The sequence below is a fragment of the Candidatus Chordibacter forsetii genome (assembly GCF_964187505.1).
Classification (GTDB): Bacteria; Verrucomicrobiota; Verrucomicrobiia; order Opitutales; family Seribacteraceae; genus Chordibacter; species Chordibacter forsetii.
In genome coordinates this window covers 1-18277 of record NZ_CAXLML010000127.1, presented here as the reverse complement: position 1 = coordinate 18277, position 18277 = coordinate 1, and the positions used below count along the sequence as shown (strand labels likewise).

General features: G+C 45.5%; 17 protein-coding genes and 1 tRNA gene. 13 read left to right on the top strand and 5 right to left on the bottom strand.

All coding sequences use genetic code 11. The features are described from left to right. Window positions 1-1207: cyclic nucleotide-binding domain-containing protein (locus tag ACKPQ4_RS05860; RefSeq protein ID WP_407680267.1), on the top strand; the 1207-nt coding region annotated here is incomplete at its 5' end. A 210-nt stretch (window positions 1208-1417) separates the two neighbouring features. Here the strand turns inward: ACKPQ4_RS05860 and ACKPQ4_RS05855 are convergent. Both ACKPQ4_RS05855 and ACKPQ4_RS05850 read right to left on the bottom strand, forming a co-directional pair. Beyond that, window positions 1418-2464, bottom strand: coding sequence for an NAD(P)-dependent alcohol dehydrogenase (locus ACKPQ4_RS05855; protein ID WP_407680266.1), 1047 nt, complete (start codon window positions 2462-2464; stop codon window positions 1418-1420). A gap of 107 nt (window positions 2465-2571) precedes the next feature. Further along, on the bottom strand, window positions 2572-3711 hold the full coding sequence (locus ACKPQ4_RS05850; protein WP_407680265.1) for a fatty acid desaturase: 1140 nt from the start codon (window positions 3709-3711) through the stop codon (window positions 2572-2574). A gap of 180 nt (window positions 3712-3891) precedes the next feature. On the opposite strand from ACKPQ4_RS05850, the gene ACKPQ4_RS05845 reads away from it, so the two are divergent. The 9 genes from ACKPQ4_RS05845 (at window position 3892) to secA (ending at window position 12204) form a co-directional block, all read left to right on the top strand. Then, window positions 3892-4047, top strand: coding sequence for a hypothetical protein (locus tag ACKPQ4_RS05845; protein WP_407680264.1), 156 nt, complete (start codon window positions 3892-3894; stop codon window positions 4045-4047). A gap of 15 nt (window positions 4048-4062) precedes the next feature. Next, entirely contained in the window at window positions 4063-5241 is a 1179-nt protein-coding gene (locus ACKPQ4_RS05840; protein WP_407680263.1) for a hypothetical protein, read from the top strand. 102 nt (window positions 5242-5343) lie between these two features. Beyond that, window positions 5344-5979 (top strand): histidine phosphatase family protein, encoded by a 636-nt coding sequence (locus ACKPQ4_RS05835; RefSeq protein WP_407680262.1) that lies wholly within the window; start codon window positions 5344-5346, stop codon window positions 5977-5979. 167 nt (window positions 5980-6146) lie between these two features. Next, complete coding sequence (locus tag ACKPQ4_RS05830) at window positions 6147-6389, top strand: hypothetical protein (protein ID WP_407680261.1); 243 nt, start codon at window positions 6147-6149, stop codon at window positions 6387-6389. 106 nt (window positions 6390-6495) lie between these two features. Next, window positions 6496-6747: a hypothetical protein gene (locus ACKPQ4_RS05825; RefSeq protein ID WP_407680260.1), complete on the top strand. Its 252-nt coding sequence runs from the start codon at window positions 6496-6498 to the stop codon at window positions 6745-6747. Between the two features lie 109 nt (window positions 6748-6856). Continuing rightward, window positions 6857-8017, top strand: coding sequence for a tRNA guanosine(34) transglycosylase Tgt (gene tgt / locus ACKPQ4_RS05820; RefSeq protein WP_407680259.1), 1161 nt, complete (start codon window positions 6857-6859; stop codon window positions 8015-8017). Window positions 8018-8074: 57 nt separating this feature from the next. Next, window positions 8075-8151: transfer RNA gene (locus ACKPQ4_RS05815), tRNA-Pro, on the top strand. A gap of 81 nt (window positions 8152-8232) precedes the next feature. Next, complete coding sequence (locus tag ACKPQ4_RS05810) at window positions 8233-9165, top strand: UDP-glucuronic acid decarboxylase family protein (protein ID WP_407680258.1); 933 nt, start codon at window positions 8233-8235, stop codon at window positions 9163-9165. Between the two features lie 30 nt (window positions 9166-9195). Beyond that, the gene (gene secA / locus ACKPQ4_RS05805) at window positions 9196-12204 is read left to right on the top strand and encodes a preprotein translocase subunit SecA (RefSeq protein ID WP_407680257.1); all 3009 of its coding nucleotides are present in this window, start codon (window positions 9196-9198) and stop codon (window positions 12202-12204) included. Window positions 12205-12223: 19 nt separating this feature from the next. On the opposite strand, the gene rsmA is transcribed toward secA, so the two are convergent. Further along, a complete protein-coding gene (gene rsmA, locus ACKPQ4_RS05800; protein ID WP_407680256.1) occupies window positions 12224-13069 on the bottom strand; it encodes a 16S rRNA (adenine(1518)-N(6)/adenine(1519)-N(6))-dimethyltransferase RsmA in 846 nt (281 codons plus the stop codon). Between the two features lie 33 nt (window positions 13070-13102). After that, entirely contained in the window at window positions 13103-13900 is a 798-nt protein-coding gene (locus ACKPQ4_RS05795; RefSeq protein ID WP_407680255.1) for an indole-3-glycerol phosphate synthase TrpC, read from the bottom strand. Between the two features lie 78 nt (window positions 13901-13978). Between ACKPQ4_RS05795 and ACKPQ4_RS05790 the strand changes: the two genes are divergently transcribed. Both ACKPQ4_RS05790 and ACKPQ4_RS05785 read left to right on the top strand, forming a co-directional pair. After that, window positions 13979-14656, top strand: a complete 678-nt coding sequence (locus ACKPQ4_RS05790) for a MazG family protein (RefSeq protein WP_407680254.1) — start codon at window positions 13979-13981, stop codon at window positions 14654-14656. Then, entirely contained in the window at window positions 14653-15411 is a 759-nt protein-coding gene (locus tag ACKPQ4_RS05785; protein WP_407680253.1) for a M48 family metallopeptidase, read from the top strand. Before ACKPQ4_RS05790 ends, ACKPQ4_RS05785 begins: the two co-directional genes overlap by 4 nt. Window positions 15412-15427: 16 nt before the next feature. Here the strand turns inward: ACKPQ4_RS05785 and ACKPQ4_RS05780 are convergent, their stop codons facing one another. After that, window positions 15428-17881: an ankyrin repeat domain-containing protein gene (locus ACKPQ4_RS05780; RefSeq protein WP_407680252.1), complete on the bottom strand. Its 2454-nt coding sequence runs from the start codon at window positions 17879-17881 to the stop codon at window positions 15428-15430. A 93-nt stretch (window positions 17882-17974) separates the two neighbouring features. Here ACKPQ4_RS05780 and ACKPQ4_RS05775 point away from each other — a divergent pair. Continuing rightward, window positions 17975-18277: riboflavin synthase (locus ACKPQ4_RS05775; protein ID WP_407680251.1), on the top strand; the 303-nt coding region annotated here is incomplete at its 3' end.

Here is an 18277-nt window from a genome sequence, read left to right as displayed (position 1 = left end):
TTCCAAGAAGGACGAGAAAGGAAAGCATCAAAATATAGCAAACCTTGGCACTGGAGATACTTTTGGAGAAGTTGCCTTTTTGCGTGGTCACATTGCCTCTGCTACTTCTGAAACCCGGGGACTGTGTATCCTCTGGAGAATGAATCATGATCAACTTCTTGAATTCATTTCGAGTCATGGTTCTCTTGCTGGTCAATTGTGTTTAAACTTAGCAGGTTTGCTTGCAAGCCGGTTGTTGAAAGAAAACACGGTGGTTTCTAAGGTAAAAATGGACTTGGAAGAAGCCATACTCAATTTACGAAGTGCTTCTGAAGAGGATAATTTAAAAACTACTGCCCTCAAAGAATTACAAAACAAGGTGGAAAGTTTAAACCATGCCACCCGGATTAAAAGAGAGAAGCAAAGCAATCGTTCGAAATTTAATGCCATTTCCATGACCAGCCTTGCGGTTGCCTGCCTTTCAGTTGCTGGACTATTTTCCTTATACAACTCTTATGATCATGAAGCACCTGTCAAAGTTACCGAACTGACAGAGGAGTTGGAAAGTATGAAAAAAAATGAATCTTTCTATCTTGAACTAAAGAAAAACCTTGAGGCGGAAAATTTAGAACTCGTTCAAATCAATAATAAAATTGATCAGTCAATCGATACGGTCTCCGAGGAACTTCAGGAATACAAAGAATTGTTAAGCCAAAGAAATTGGGATTACGATTCCCTCAATAGCGAACTTTTTCAAGTCCAGGAAGAACTTGCCGCTTTGATAAGCCTCGAGGAGGAAGCTCAGGCAGAAGAAATTGTAACCGAAGTTAACCCGGCTGATTTGTATATACCGTTAATACCCCAAAAGTTTATCGACGAAATAAAAGAATGGACCCAGTCTAATTCAACCTTGGCATTTCCTTGCGAAGTAAAGGTCTTAAATGAGGCGGTAACTCTTTCTGACCTTACCTTAATTGCAAATATTGAGGTAAATGTTGGCGAGCAGATTGTGGTAACACGCTTTCATCCAGTGTCCGAAGAATATGTGGTAGCGAGACAGGGTAATAATGATACTTTCATGGCCTCAGTTCATATCAATAATACCAATGTTATGGAGGTTCTGGCCTTGAAGTATGTAAACCATATGAGGGAAACCGGCAAAGATGTTTCAAATCCCTTCTCATCCATCCGCTTTTCTCAAATAGATCAAAACTTCTCGGAGGATTGATCAAAACCTCTTTAGTTGGTCGTTCTGAAATCTTTTTAGTACCCTAATTCAATTTTTTTAGTCCGTAACTCCTACTTTTATTAGTAGCTAAATTTACAGGTTTTAAGCTTTTACTATATTTCCTTATTATTGTACTCATCCGTACAATTTTAGTAGCCTAGGATACCCAGACGTTGCCTAGTTGGTGTCTAGTCACTTAGGTGTAGCAAGTTAGGCTAAGGAGGCTAGGTCGATGACAAATCTATATTTAACGTCGTTCTGACGCATACGTTCAAAAGCTTCGTTTATCTCATCCATTCGTATGACCTCTACCTCAGAAAAAATGTTTTTCTCACCGCAAAAATTGAGCATTTCTTGAGTTTCTGTAATCCCTCCAATCAATGAACCTGCAAGTGAGCGCCTTCCAAAAATTAACTGTGCTGCATTTACTTTACTCAATGGCTCAATAGCACCGACTACGCACATCGTTCCATCAGTCTTGAGCAATTCAAGGAAGGGGGTGAGGTCGTGATCTACGGGTATGGTATTAAGTAGGAAATCAAAGGACCCTGACTCTTTTGTTAATGCATCAATAGAAGAGGAGAGAAGAACTTCATCGGCACCTAGCATAAGGGCATCTTCTCCTTTTTGTTCGGATGATGTAATCATAGTAACCTGGGCACCAAGAGCCCGGGCGAACTTTACTCCCATATGTCCAAGACCGCCTAAGCCAATTACTCCCACTTTTTGACCTTTGCCAATATTCCATTTTCGTAGGGGAGAATAGGTGGTGATTCCAGCACAGAGCAATGGTGCAATGCCAGGACCTGTTAAGGAATCAGGAATGTGCATGACAAAAGATTCTTTCGCAACCACACTGGTGGAATATCCACCATAAGTAAAACCGCCTGGGTCTGAAGTTTCAGAATTGTAGGTGGCGGTAAATCCATTGAGGCAATATTGCTCGAGGCCTTTTTCGCAGTTTCCGCAGATTCCACAGGAATCAACTAAGCATCCAATAGCCGCACGATCACCTGCCTTGAAGTTTTTCACTGCTGAGCCAACTTCAGTGACCCGGCCTACAATTTCATGACCGGGAACTACGGGGTAATTGGTCATGCCCCAGTCGTTGTTAACAAAGTGAATATCGGTGTGACAGACCCCACAATGCTCGATCCCAATCTGAACATCGTTGGGTCCGATCGGACGGCGATCGATGTTGGTTGGGACAACTCGAGCACTTGGCTCGTTTGCACAATAGGCCTTCGTTTTACTCATCAAAGTATTGACTCCATACCATAATTAGCAAACGGCAAGATTATGGGGTAAACCGAAGAATAAAATATACTTTCCCACGCACACATGGGAGCAAACAGTAGTGAGATTTAAGCAGTAGCCAATTTCCCAAAGGATTCAATTTCTTGAACGATAGTACGAACCTCAGATCGTAACTCATTCATTTTGCCTTTGGATATCTCAATTTTTTCGCGAATAGCGGTTTGTAATTCTTGGTGAATCTCAGAAAGACGTTCCCCAAACCTTTCCAGGTTTGCAGAGGCTTGATCTATCAACTCAGAACTTTTGTTTTGGGCAGTTTGAAAAGCAGACAACTGATCATTGACGATGCGAGAAATTTCTTTGGTTTCTGCAAGCAAGATCCGTTCATTTGGAACGCGCTTAAGGTTGTTTGTCAGACCCAATTTAGAAAGGGTCCAGATAATCCATTTTGATGGGTCAAGTTGCCAGGGTTTTACACCATTTCGGTAATCCCATGCAAATTCATGGTGGTAGTTATGGTATCCTTCTCCCATTGTGAAAATTGCCGCGACCCAACTATCCCGAGCTGAATGTTCGGTAGAGTAAGGGCGTTCACCAATCATGTGACAGAGAGAATTAATGCAAAAAGTGGCGTGTTGAACCAATACAACCCGTGCAACACCGGGTATGAGGAAACCGCCTAGTGCACCAACAGCAGGGGAAAGGTTGCCCGAAAATACTGCATAATAATAGCCAATGAGGGCGGGAACGATGAAGCTAACGATAAAAGAAATGGCATGAACCCACTTATGCTGCCAAGCTACCAATTTGTCGTTGAGGAGGTCATGTACATTGTCAAAGGGTTGTTCCGGTTTTAATTTGAACATTAGCCAACCCATGTGAGCCCAGAAAAAACCTTTAGTAATGTCGTAGGGATCGTCATCTGTGTCGACATGTTTGTGGTGTTTGCGATGTTCGCAACTCCACCAAACAGCCGAGTTTTCAAAAGCAGCAGCTCCGAAGAGAAGAACGAATAATTTAACCGGCCATTTCGCCTGGAAAGCCTTGTGAGAAAATAGGCGATGGTAGCCCACTGTTATGCTCATTCCTGTGGCTAGGTAAAAAAATGCGAAGACACCAAAAAGGAACCAGTCCCAGCCAAAAGTCCAGAAGTAATAGGGTACTGCAGATACAGTGAGTAAGGCAGTAAAAATGAGAAATCCGCTGGTCACCCATTCCACACGATTGAAAGGTATATTTTTGAACATATTATATAAGTTTAGGAAAAGAAGTGAAAATGGCCAACATTAAAATAGATGGTTTCAAGGAGAAAACAAACATGGACTACCCGATTCGTAGAAGAAATATCTTGTTAGATGTCCGATATGGATTACTAATATTTAAGCCTATTAAGGCATTTTACAAACAATTCAAAAAAACATTGCGCTATGAATAAAATAAAAATCGTCATTTCAGGAATCCTTGTATCCTGCCTTCTATCATTATCCGGATGTTATGTGACCAAAGCTGGAAATTATGTTTCTGAAAAATCCAAGGCTGCTTGGTCTGGTACTAAATCTTTTTTCGGTGCAGACGAAGAATAATTATTTTTTTATTTAATGAAACCTTCTCTTCTTTTCAGTTTTCTCTGTTCTGTACTTCTTCTTGGTGTTTCATCTTGCTCACTTTCTGAGGTTGGAAACACAATCAAATCCAAAACGCTACAAGGATCGAACTACCTCGTAGAAAAATCCATTGGAGCATATGATTACACCAAAGAAGTCATAGGTTTGGGTGACGATGAACCTGTGGATCCCTCGATTCTTTACCTTAAAGGAAAAAAAGGACCAGGGCAGGGGAAGACCGTTGTTCTCATCTCAGGGGATGAAGAGTATCGAACCGAGGAAAGTATGCCTATGCTTGCTAAAATTTTGGCAGAAAGGCACGGATTTACCTGTAAAGTTTTGTTTTCTTGGGATGAGGGAGGAAATTACATTGATCCAGACAACCACAGGGGGATCAAAGGTTGGCACCATTTGGATAAGGCAGACATCATGATTATTGGTACTCGTTTTCGCGATCCATCTACCGAAGACGCCAAATATATCACCAGGTTTCTTAACGATGGAAAACCTGTTATTGGCATACGTACATCCACTCATGCATTCAAATGGTTGGATGATCGATCCTTTGGTGGAAAAATCACCTTTAAGGAATTTGGTCCCAAAGTCATGGGCGAAGGTTGGGTTAGCCATCATGGCAAGCACAAGGTGGAGGGAGCCCGTGGCGTGGTCGAACCAGCCAATGCCAATCATCCAATTTTACGCAGTGTAAAAGATGTTTTTGGGCCGTCAGATGTTTACGGGATTAATGCTTTGACCGAAAAGGACACAATACTGCTTCGCGGACAGGTCACCGCTAACCTGAGTCCCGATTCAAAACCTGTTGCCAATAAAAATAAACCAATGCAACCCCTTGCATGGCTCCATACCTATGTTTCCCCAAATGCATCAAAAGGTACGACTTTTTGTACCACGATGGGTGCATCTGTCGATTTGGTGAGCGAAGATTTGCGCCGCCTTATTGTAAATGCCACCTACCACTTGTGCGGGCTTGAAGTTCCTCAAAAGGCGGATGCTGCTTATGTCGATCCCTTCTATCCGTCCTTTTACGGTTACACCAAAAATCAGAAAAATTATTGGAAGCTTGAGAACATGCAACCAAGTGACTACGGCTTGGGGAAATCTCCCAAGGCTGCAGATCCTAAGGGTTCTCCAAAGTGGCCTTTCCGGGATTAATTTAGTTTTTAAAGCCTATCCAGCCTCCCATTTTTTCTTAGTTTTCGGTTTTTCCTGTACACATCGTTCGGAGATTGGTGTATAGATCGAATTATTTGAACGATGCCTAAAACAGAAATAATTCTAATCCGTCACGGAGAAACCGAATGGAACCTGTCAGGTCGCTGGCAGGGACATGCTGACTCAGCTCTGAGTCCAAGAGGAATTGCTCAGGCTCAAGCTTTAGGCGAGCGGATGAAGGGCGAGGAGGTTGATATGGTATATGTAAGTGATTTGGAGCGTGCACTTCATACTTCTCGTCTGGTTGGTAATCCTAGTGGTTGGCAACCCCTTCCTATGCCTGCATTGCGAGAGAGAGACCTGGGAGTCCTCGAAGGATTAACAACCGATGAAATGCGAGAAAGTCAACCAAGGGCTTTTCAATCATTTATGGAAGATGGTCCAAGTTACCAACCACCTGGAGGAGAGAGTTTTCAACAGTTTTTTGATCGTTGTTCTCTTGCTATTGAGACCCTGGCCAATGAGCATCCTGGGCAAAAGGTTGTAGCTGTGACCCATGGAGGTGTCCTCGGGGCAGTTTTTCGAAAGGTTTTAAAACTCTCTCTTGAAGCTGAAAGAAATTTTCTTTTGCTTAATTGTTCGATTAACAGGATACAAAAGTCGCAAGTTAATTGGAATCTTGTCAGTTGGGGAGATGTCGCACATCTTAAAGGTTTAGACTCTTTGGACGATTCCTAGGTTATATTTACCAGCCCTTTAAAGGATATTAGTTTAATCTTTTAATCCTACAAGCTATACAAGAAAAAATACGTAAAAACATACGTTATTAAGAAGATTGTCGGTAAATATATAAAAAAAGAGTGTAATATTTGATAAATACATCATTTTAGGCTATAATATGGTATATGAAAATTGATCCAAAACATGACCTTTTTGAATTTCATTTTCATTACCATATTGAAGATTCCGCTTGTTTCTCCGATAAGTATTTTTTGGCTCATGATTTTGATGAGGCAAAAGAAATGTTTGATTATGCATGTAGCAAGCGGACATCCTTAGCTTTGTTGGATAAAGTAGAAAAATGGAATCGTTGGGCTGATCGCTGGGAGGAAGTCGACCTTCCCACATCTGACCCCTCTTTGAACTGATATGATCGAGTATTTCCCTGCTGCAGCAGGGAGATTTCTTTCGTTTGTGAATAACTTTTATTCTTTTCATTTGCGAAGTCATTTTTTCCACACTCCCTTAGTAATTATGGGTAAAAAAAATCCTGAAGATGAAGTTTTCGAATTTCGTATAAAATTTTATCATTCTGGCTCTGACTTTATAAACCAGCGTCATTTTATGGCTCTGAACCATTCCGCAGCTTTGGAAATGTTTGAATTTGCATCGAGAAAAGACTCCATTGAAGTGGAAGTTATTGGTTTAGATAGGTGGAATCGTTGGGCAAATCGCTGGGAACCAAGCGAAGAATTAGTCGACGAAGAGGTTGGTATAGTTTCCTAACTGTTCTGATACTCTTTTTGAAAAAGGGTCGTTACTTTATGACTTTTTTTTGCTTATTGAATTAAATATGGCTTTTACCTTTGCATAGCTAATCCGTATTGTGGCGGGAATGATTTCTCCTCCTCACATGCTAGCCTCTTCAAACTTCCGCATTGAATCTGATTGCTCAGATCAAACCGGGCCTCGAGCTGGTAGCCTTGACCTACCTAGGGGGGCTGTTCGCACTCCTGTATTTATGCCGGTGGGTACACAGGCAACCGTCAAGGGTACTTTACCGGGAGATTTAAAAAAGGTTGTGCGAGCCCCTATTATTTTGGGCAATACTTATCATTTAAACCTCAGACCGGGAGTGGAGGTAGTACGCCAGGCGGGTGGCCTTGCAGATTTTATGAACTGGGATGGCCCGGTGCTTACCGATAGTGGTGGTTTCCAGGTATTCAGCCTTTCGAAGTTAAGAAAAATCAATGATGAAGGTGTGCGTTTTCGTTCCCACCTTGATGGCCGGGAAATTTTCCTTGGTCCCCGTGAGGCTGTGGCCATTCAAGACGGGCTTCGTTCTGACATAGCGATGTGCCTGGATGTATGTCCGGCAGCAAACGATTCTCAAAAGGAAGTTGAAAGTGCTGTTAATCGCACCTCTTTGTGGGCTCGTGCTTGCCAGCAAGCTTGGGAAGAAGGAACCGGACCGAAAGAGGGGAGGAATCTATTTGGTATCGTTCAGGGCGGAAGGTTTGAAGAAATGCGCCGGCAATCGGCCGAGCAATTGATTGAGTTGAATTTCCCTGGTTATGCAGTTGGTGGAGTAAGCGTTGGAGAAACCGAAGAGGAAATGCTCGAACAGGTAAATTGGACTACGAGTGTACTACCTTTAGAAAAGCCTAGGTATGTAATGGGAGTAGGCACGCCTACTCAGCTTTTAAGAATGATTGGGATGGGAGCGGATATGTTTGATTGTGTGATGCCAAGCCGAGCGGCTCGCCATGGGATGGCTTACACATCAACCGGCACTCTAAATTTGCGAAACGAAAAATTTAAAGAAGATTACAGCCCGTTGGATGAAAATTCAGATTGTGCAGCATCCCGCGAATTTTCAAAGTCCTACCTACGGCACCTTATTCAGGCAAAGGAGTCTCTGGCTGGTACCATCCTCACCCTGCACAACTTGCGCTTTTTCGTTTCGTTAATGGAGGAGGCGAGGAAGCAGATATTGATGGGAGAGTTCGAGCGTTGGTCGGCTCGTTGGATTTGTAGTTATAACTCGGGGGCTTAGTCTTGACTATGGTCTTCTGATGAAGCAGTTTCTTTTTTCGTCTTCGGACACTAAGGTCGGGCCGTAGCGCAGTCTGGTAGCGCACTACGCTGGGGGTGTAGGGGTCGTGAGTTCAAATCTCACCGGCCCGACCATTTTTTCTTCCTTCTTCCCCCATTCGAAAAGAAGGTTTTCAAATCCTCACCATCTGCTAGAATAGAATCTTTGCGTAATTTATGAAAACTCTAGTAACAGGAGGAGCCGGTTTCCTTGGTAGTCACATTTGTGAACGTTTGCTCGAACAGGGGCATGAAGTCATTTGCTTGGATAATTTCTTTACAGGCAATAAGCAAAATGTCTCTCATCTCAAAGATTATGCCAATTTTGAACTTCTTCGTCACGATGTGATTGATCCGTTTAAGGTCGAGGTCGATCGAATTTACAATATGGCCTGTCCGGCATCTCCGGTTCATTACCAGTATAATCCGATTAAAACGGTAAAGACTTCGGTGATGGGAGCGATTAATTGTTTGGGCTTGGCTAAGCGGGTGGGGGCACGCATTTTGCAGGCATCCACCTCTGAGGTTTACGGAGATCCGGAAATACATCCCCAACCCGAGAGCTACCGGGGGAATGTTAATCCAATCGGTACGCGTGCTTGTTACGACGAAGGAAAGCGTTGTGCCGAGACATTATTTTTTGATTATCACCGGGAAAACCAGGTGGATATACGTGTGGTACGTATTTTCAATACTTACGGACCACGAATGGCACCGGACGATGGTCGGGTGGTTTCCAATTTCATCGTACAGGCCCTCAAAGGTGAGGACCTGACTATCTACGGGGACGGATCCCAGACTCGTTCTTTTTGCTTTGTCGACGATTTGGTGGAAGCAATCCTTCGTACCATGGAACAGGAAGAAACTGTTGGCCCGATAAATATTGGAAATCCAGTTGAGTTCACGATCCGCGAATTGGCCGAGCAGGTACTCAAACAGGTAGGTTCATCTTCCAAACTTGTGGAAATGCCCCTTCCTTCGGATGATCCTACTCAACGAAAGCCCGATATTTCCCTTGCCAAGAAGGTCTTGGGGTGGGAGCCCAAAGTTCAATTGGCTGAGGGGTTGGAGCGTGCCATTCCTTATTTCCGCGATGCGATATCTCGCTAGCCATATGTTTCCGTACCGACCCTTTTTTATATGAGTTTGTTTTCACCCGTTCAATCGATCATGCAATCCCTTAAGGGGCGGCAATATCGAAAATTTATTAAAAAGTGCGTCCCGGTAGTAACCCGGATCAACGAGTTGGAGAAGGAATTGCAGTCTTTGAGTGACGATCAGTTACGAGCCAAAACGGATGAGTTTATGCAGCGTTACAAGGACGGAACCAGCCTGGACGATCTGCTGCCCGAGGCCTTTGCTGTGGTCAAAAACGGAGCGCGCCGAATTTGTGGTAAAACCATTGATGTGTGCGATCAGCCAATTGAATGGCAGATGGTTCATTACGATGTACAGTTGATCGGCGGTATGGCCTTGCATGAACGCCACATCGCAGAAATGGCAACAGGGGAGGGTAAAACCCTGGTCTCCACCTGTCCTCTTTACCTCAATGCATTGTCTGGTCAGAACTGCCAACTTGTCACCGTCAATGATTACCTTGCTCGTCGGGATTCAAATTGGATGGGTGCGCTGTTTGAATTTCTGGGACTGAAGGTGGGATGTATTCAAAACAGTATGCCATCATCCGAGCGTCGTGATATGTACGCTAAGAATATTACCTATGGCACCGCATCTGAGTTTGGATTTGATTATTTGCGGGACAATGGAATGGCTACCAGCCAGGAAGATCAGGTCCAACGGGATCATTTTTTCTGTATTATTGATGAAGCAGACTCCATCCTCATCGATGAAGCACGTACACCCTTGATTATTTCCGGTCCCATGCGTGAGGACAATCCATTGCCATTTAGTGAGATGAAACCTCTGGTGACTAAGCTAGTGGATGCACAGGTTCGCCAGTGTAATCGCTTGGCTGAGGATGCTAAGAGGGTACTAACTTCGGATGAATCTGACGAGGATGTACTTGATGAAGCCACTGGCAAACTTTACCAGGTGAAGCGGGGATTGCCCACCCATCGGCAGTTCATGCGGATGATGGAGGATGCTAAAATCCGAAAACGTTTTGAGAAGTTCGACCTGGAAATGAATTCCGATTATAACAAGGAAAGGGCACACAATTTAAAGGAAGAACTGCACTATGTAATTGACGAAAAAAACCAGCAGGCGGACTTGACCGAGCAGGGGCGTGGTTTAATCAGTCCAAGTGATCCTGAGGGCTTCGTAATTCCTGACCTTGCCACCACCTATGTGGAAATTGATCGCAAGAAGACTTTAAGCGATGAGGAAAAGCGCCAGGAACGCGAGCAGGCGGAACTTGAATTTCAGGTAAAAAGTGAACGTATCCATACGATTTCTCAATTGTTACGTGCCTTTGCCCTCTACGAAAAAGACAAAGAATATGTGGTGCAGGGTGGCAAGGTTATGATCGTGGATGAAAATACGGGTCGTTTGATGCCGGGTCGTCGCTGGAGTAACGGATTGCACCAGGCGGTTGAATCCAAAGAAGGGGTACAGATCGAAAAGGAAACAAAGACATACGCCACCATTACTATTCAGAATTATTTTCGGATGTATGATAAGTTGTCGGGAATGACCGGTACTGCCGAGACTGAGGCTGGTGAATTTCATGATATTTATCGCTTAGGAGTTATGGTCATTCCTACTCACCGTAAGTGTGTACGAGAGGATCTTAACGATTTGATGTTCAAAGGCCGTAGGCAAAAGTACAATCAGGTATTGGAAGATCTTACTGAGGCCCATAAACGCGGACAACCGGTTTTGGTGGGTACTGCATCAGTGGAATCTTCCGAAGTTTTCGGTCGTATGCTCAAGCGGGCAAACATCCGCCATACTGTACTCAATGCAAAATTTCATGAAAGGGAAGCTGAGATTGTTGCCCAGGCTGGGCAGAAGGGTGCAGTAACGATTGCCACCAATATGGCAGGTCGGGGAACAGACATTAAATTGGGCGAGGAAGTCAAAGAACTTGGAGGTCTGCTTGTCCTGGGCACGGAAAGGCATGAGTCCCGGCGGATTGACCGACAATTACGCGGACGTTGTGCCCGTCAGGGCGATCCTGGAGCCTCCCGCTTTTATGTGTCATTGGAGGATGATTTGATGCGTTTGTTCGCCAACCAGGGAGCTCTTTCCAAGATGTTGGAAAAATCGTTTGGGGATGATGAGATGCTCGAGCATGGTACGCTCGACTGGTCGATCCAAAACGCTCAGAAAAAAGTGGAGCAGCAAAATTATTCCATCCGTAAACGCCTGCTTCAGTATGATGATGTTCTTAACCGCCAACGGGAAATTGTTTATTCGATTCGTAATGATGTTTTACTTGAGGAAGATCCCGGTAAAATCCTTCTCGATCTGGTGGAGGAGGAGGTGGACGAACGTCTAGCCACCATGCCGGAAAACGAGTTTAAGGCCACCAAGTTAGCGGATATGCCGGAGGTTGAATCTTTCGTTGCCTCCTGGGTGAATATTACTTTCCCCCTTAATCTTAATGCCGAGGAATTTGTTGGCCTGGGCGAAGAAGGTTGCAGGAAATTACTTCTTGAAAAAATCCACCAAGCCTATGAAGGCAAGCGCAAGCTGGAGGATCCTGAACAGATTCAAAGCTTGGAGCGCTATGTGGTGGTCAATGCAGTTGATGTTCATTGGCAGGACCATCTTACAGAGATGGAAGAATTGCGCCGTAGTGTGGGCTTGCGGGGATATGGCCAGAAAGATCCCTTGAGTGAATACAAGAGCGAGGCATTCCGGGCTTTTGAAGAAATGATGGGTTCGATGCGTTCAGAGGTTTGTACAGGTATGTTTCGTGCAGCGACCAACTTGGCAGCCTTTGAAAACATGTTAAATACTTTGAGTAAATCTGCCAAATCGACTGGACCAGACTCCGGTAGTGCTGCTGGATTTGACCGTTTTTCTGCACCCTCTGCTTCCGCGCCCCCCCCTAGTGCACCATCAGCACCTCCTGTCGCCACACCGGTGGTCAGAGATGCACCCAAAGTCGGTCGTAATGATCCTTGCCCCTGTGGGAGCGGTAAGAAATACAAGAAGTGTTGCGGGATAGGGGCAGCCTCCTAGGGCAGACAAAGATACAAGATTAGCTTTTTTCGGAAAGGCAGCGGGCAAGATCTGTCCATTGTGAACCGGTAATCTTTTCAGGGCGTATGGTTGGGCAGAGGTTCTGTCTTTTTAACCACGAGAGCATAACTTCTTGAATATCAGAATTCTCGTTTTTGATTAGGCTTCCCAACTGTTTTCTGCGTTGCGTAAAAATTCTTCTAATTAATACCCGTACATCCTTAGGAAAGGGGAATTTATTTTCCAACCTGTCCATCCGTAGCAACACGGAATCAACCGATGGTGCTGGAAAAAAGCATTGTCCAGGCACCGCATGTTTTCCACCTGTTTTATAGCAGGCCTGTAAAAAAATGGATAGGGCATTAAATGTTTTGCTTCCAGGACAGGCGAGCATGCGTTCAGTTGCTTCCTTTTGTAACATCATGACCATTCGCAAAGGAAGTTTTCCAGATCCGAGCAAACCTTCTAACCATGCTGAGGAAATTGCATAGGGCAGATTGGCGACCACTGCAAAATCACCTATTTCTTCGGGTAAATCTCCGGTGGGGCATTTGACCGCATCTGCCCGTAAGAGATTGAGTTGACCCGATTTAATATAGGAGGCGAGCTGTTCTCTAAGGTGAGCATCCAGACGACGATCAATTTCTACTGCATAGACTGGATGCCCATGTGCGAGCAGGCGTTCGGTCAGGGTGCCGAGTCCGGGGCCAATCTCGAGCACGGGCATCTTTTTAGGAAGATCTGCCATGGAAATAGATTTTTCCACAAGGTTTCCATCGATCAGGAAATTTTGACCTAATTTCTTATTGGGGCGATGATCGAGTTGACGGAGCAACTCATTGGTGACTGATGGACTAAGAGCCATTCAAGCAGTGGGCAGGAGAATACTTCGGTCTATCTATTCGCAGTCCTTCATCTCCCCGATGAACTCCTCGACATTTTCCGCCCGCATTAGAGCCTCTCCACAGAGCACGGCATCGGCACCTGCCTCCCGGGCACGCCAGGCATCTGCTGGTTCGAGGATTCCACTCTCGCTTACTTTGATAATTCCTTCAGGAATTTTCGGGAATAAATCTTCAGTCACCGCAAGGTCGGTCTTGAAACGTTTTAAATCCCGGTTGTTTACTCCAAGAAGAAGAGGGTTGTGGGGTAAAACTTTTTCGAGCTCTTCTTCTTCATGGATTTCATAAAGGCAGGTAAGTCCTGCTAGGTCTGCTGCATACCTTAGGGTTTTTAATTCGTCATCATCCAGGGCACGAACGATTAGAAGGATTGCACGGGCACCGGCTTCGAGAGCTTCCAATATCTGAATCGGGTGGACCATAAAGTCTTTGCGCAGAGTTGGGGTGGAGCGGTTGTGTTCGCGTAAAAAATCATTCACATCCCAAAGGTCCTGCAGAGTGCCTCCGAAATAGGGTTCGTCGGTTAGTATGGAAAGTGCGTCGGCACTTGCATTAACATACGTCCGTGCCTGTTCTGGAGCAGATGCAGCGGATGCGATCTCACCAGCAGAGGGGGACTTTCGTTTAATCTCGGCGATGACGGATAATTCATCCGGACTGGAGAGGGCATCAAGAAACGAGGGGCCGTTTTGGAGGCGTTCTCCAAGTTGGGAAAGTTCGCTATCACGAACCGGACGGATGAGCGGTTCGATTTCGCGGCGCTTGGCCGCCATGATTTCAGATAGTTTGTCCATGGATAATTGTTTGGGGAAAATAAATTTCCTGGGGTATGGGTTTGCAAGTCCCAGGCATTTTTCCCATAGTGCGCCTGCGTGAGCGAAATTCAACGACTAAGAGAACTTATGGCAAGATTGCGTGCCCCGGACGGTTGTCCCTGGGATCAGGAGCAAACCCATCAATCCATTGCCCGTTGTTTAGTTGAAGAGGCAGCTGAGGTGCTGGAAGCAATCGATACCGAGGACACGGAGTTATTAAGGGAGGAACTGGGCGATCTTTTACTTCAGGTAGTTTTTCATTCGCAGATTGAAGAAGAGGCAGGGCGCTTTGATCTTGAGGATGTTGCTCGGGAAATTTCAGAAAAATTAGTCCGGAGGCATCCACATGTTTTTGGGGATCCAGGCGACAAAGAAGAAGATGCTGATGCGGTGATTGATCGTTGGGAACGAATTAAGGCCGAAGAAAAAAAGGCCAAGGGGGTAAGTGAAACAAATCAAAAATTTAAGAATTTGCCTCCGCAACTTCCCTCCACTCTTTTTGCTAACGAGGTATACAAGCAGGCAAATAAACTGGGCTTGGAGAAGGAGGGGGAATGGGATGATAGTAAGATCAATGAAATGGGCAGCGGTTTGAATGAAGCCCAAGCGGGAAGAGCTCTTTTCGAATGGGTGGCAGCCTGCCGGTCTGGTGGGATTGATCCAGAATCTGCCCTGCGCAAATTTGCATCGTCTCAAGTCCGTATTCTCGAAGAGAAATATAAGCCAAAGCCTTGAGCATTTTCCGCTCCACGAAGTTTGAAACTCTGGAGTTTTTTGACGATTCCAAACGTCGCACCCTTGTTTGTGAACTACGTAAAAGTCTGCGTTCGCGTAGGATTAATCTGCGATTAAAAAGCCCAAGCAGTGCTTTGCTCACTTTTCCTCAGCGAATGGCATGGAAAGAGGCGGAAAAGTTTTTGCAGCAACAAACAGATTGGTTGCGGCGTAAAAGTTTGGAGTTTCCAGCCCGCATATTTATGAGCGATCATTTTTCTGGGGGCGGGTGTATTTATTTAGATTCTATAGGTTCGTGCAAACCGGTTAATGTACAAATAGACCCCCAAGCTAACAGAACCAGGACCAGTCTCGAAAACCAGCAAGTTTCTATTTTTGTATCATCCGAAGAAAACCGTGAGTATTTGATTAAAGAGGCCTGCCGTAAATTAGCCTGTCAATTTCTGCCTTCCAGGTTGCAATGGGCGGAGGAACGGACTGGTTTGCAGTCGAAAAGAATCAGGGTGGGGGATCAAAGTACCCGTTGGGGGTCTTGTTCCCCACGCGGAACGATTTCCTTAAACTGGCGAATTATTCTACTTCCTGAAGAGTTAGGAAACTATGTGATTTTTCATGAACTTACTCACCTCGTGGAGATGAACCATTCCTCCCGCTTTTGGACAAAACTAGAAGAATTTGTGCCCGGAGCCAAAGAGATGGACCGTAAATTATCCAGGGCAGGAAAACCAGTGTTTGCTTTAGGACGAATAAAATAGTCGCTAAAAAGCCAATTTATTCAGGTCCGAGTTCCCAGGCGGATCGGCCACCCATCGAGCGCAGATAGATTAAGCCCTCACTGCCTTCTTCCGCCACATCAGTCGGGGTGATGGCATCAGGCCCGTAGCGACGGTTTAAGTCGAGTCCAAAGGCCAACATTTTACGGACTAAGGATTTTTTTCCTGAAAACGCAGCTCCATGGAGAAGGGTGTAACCGTTCATCGCCTCGATGGTTGGATCAGCGGAACGTTCGAGTAAATAATCGACGACATCTTCACGACCAGCCACGGTGGCGACTAACAGGGGGGTGGCCCCAAATGAGTCCTGTTCATTGATTAGTCGTCCGGCTTTAAGGAGCGATCGGATCTGATCATAATCTCCGGTGCCAGCAGCCAAGTGTAATGGGTAGGATGATTTTACGCCCAATCCCTTAAGTAATTCGACAATTTTAACATTTCCACTTGCTCCGGCCAAGTCCATGAGGTTTGAGCCATAAGCATCGACGGCATGCACATCGGCAGACAGGGCGAGTAAGGTTTCGACTGTTTCCAGTTGTCCGCGAAGGGTCGCAGTCATGACTGGAGTTTCCTGCTCGTCAGTCTGGGCATCAACTTCGGCACCGTCTTCCAAAAGTAATTCGACCACTTCCTGGTTTTTTCCCCATGCGGCACTGTGCAGGGGGGTGGATAGATGATTTCCTCGGGTATTTGGATCACCACCATTGCGCAGTAAATAGTCCACAATGTATGCGTTTCCACGATAGGCGGCATAATGCAGTGGAGAATGACCAAAGCGGTCGTTCGCATTGATCAAGGCTCCCATGGCCACGGCTTCAACTACCTCGTTTAGGTCGTCACGGGCGATCGCTAGAAATAAGCGGGTATTGATTTGATCAATCCATTCCTGGCCAAGTCGGTCCACCATGAGGGACCAGGGTTGCTGGTCCGCGTTTGAGAGTTTAAGTTTTCCTGACAACCCTCTTTGGTTATTACTTTTTAGATTGAAATTCGAAAATTCATCCAACCAACTGATATATTTTAATTGATCAAAACTAAGGCCTTGTGGTTCCCGGAGCAATTTGGCAGATGCAGTTGGATTGAAGTCGAGGGCAAATGCATGATTGTTCAATAATTTACGCCGGTGAAAGGCAAGTGGCTCAATGGTCGAACCAAGTTTTAATTCCCGCGAATATTCGGGGGTGGATAGCCAGGCAGAATCGGTTCTTTCGATAAGATCAAGTTGATGAACTTGAAGTAAAGCATTGAGGCCAATACCAGCCTTCATGCCTGCAAGTAACTCCCGAAAGGCAAGGGGATTGGAAATTTTCATTCCTGTAGCCCAAATCGGAATGGTTTGGGCAATGGTTTGGCCGTTGGGGAGGGTAGCTTGTTCGGTACGGGAACTTCCTCCGGCAAAGGCAAAATCTCCGCTCGGGAAACGGACTAATTCCCGGGCACTTAGATCAAATCCAGGCAGATCAGTATCCGCTCCCAATTTATTTGCTGAAAATAATTTAAGGGCCATGTCCACGACTTCTCCAAGAAAATGGTGGAAACCTTCTTCTGGTAGACTAATGCGACCGACAAGAGGGGCGTCACCTGGCAACTGGTCGACGATCTTTAGAGGATTTACCTGTTTCGCCGCGCTTGTTTTATCATTTGAATAATTACGCACATCAATATTTAGGGTGCCCGGTTGAGAACTAAAAAGGAGCCCATAAGAATCGAGCAGGAGAGAGTCAAACAAGGGAAGGATCGAATCGATAAGGGGATTTCCTTGCCATGCCTCGACCATTTGTCCATTTCCTGTACCCTCGAGGTAGAGAGCAAGATCAGAGGATTGGCTGGCATGTTTAGCAAGAGGAGCAGGCAATTCGGGCAGTTGAAAGCTTGAAGAAAGTGAGGATATAAAATTTTCGAGATCCTGATTCCGTGAAGGGAGGTTTGCGTTTTGTCGGAGGAGTAAATTACCAAGCAGGAAGCAAAAATCACCTTCCCGACCGATGGCAAATGGCTGGGTGGTCCGTTGGTACACTTTTGGATTATTTTTAGATGGGCGCAGACCTAAGAAACGGGCGAGATCTGACATCGCACGGTCGGCCAGTTCAGGGGAGCTTGCCCGGGCAATCGCCCCGAATTGTGGGTGCGGATTTTCGCCTTCGACCAGCCGGACGAAAAATTGTACTGGTTCGGACCATCTTATCCCACTACTGTTACGGTCAGAAAGCCAGGAACGCAGTGGAGAACCAGCTTCTTCCATGCGCTTGAATAAAGAGTTCCATCTCTGGTTCTTGATGATTTCCGATTTGGATATCATTTTTTGTCCATCGATGCTGAGCACGAGGATAGAGTCGGTCGGCACCCTGTGAAGGGTTGGAGAGACTGGAGCAGACTTCGCAGATACAGCCAAGAAAGAAACGGACAGGCAGGAGGTTAGGAAGAGAACGAATGAAGAGCGAAAAATAAGCATAAAGGTATAGTCTCAAGCTAATCAGCGTCAGATATTGGTCAAATTATCTTTCCATTCTTCCCTGTCCTTTCTAAAGATTGTCTAAGGAAAATTATGTTTACTGGAATCGTTGAAGGAGTTGGTGTTGTAAAAAGCCTTGAAGAACAGGAGGAATCCTGGTTGCTTCGCTTGGAATTACCCTTTGCTGATGGAGATGGATTGGAAGCAGGGGCAAGCTTAGCAGTAAATGGATGTTGCCTAACTATGCGGGAAGACGGGGCAACCGCTGGATCGTTTGATTTGCTGGAGGAAACCCTTAACCGTACAAACCTCGGACAATTATCTACCGGAGACTGGGTAAACCTCGAGCGCTCCCTCCCAGCGAACGGTCGTTTGGGCGGTCATTTTGTAACCGGT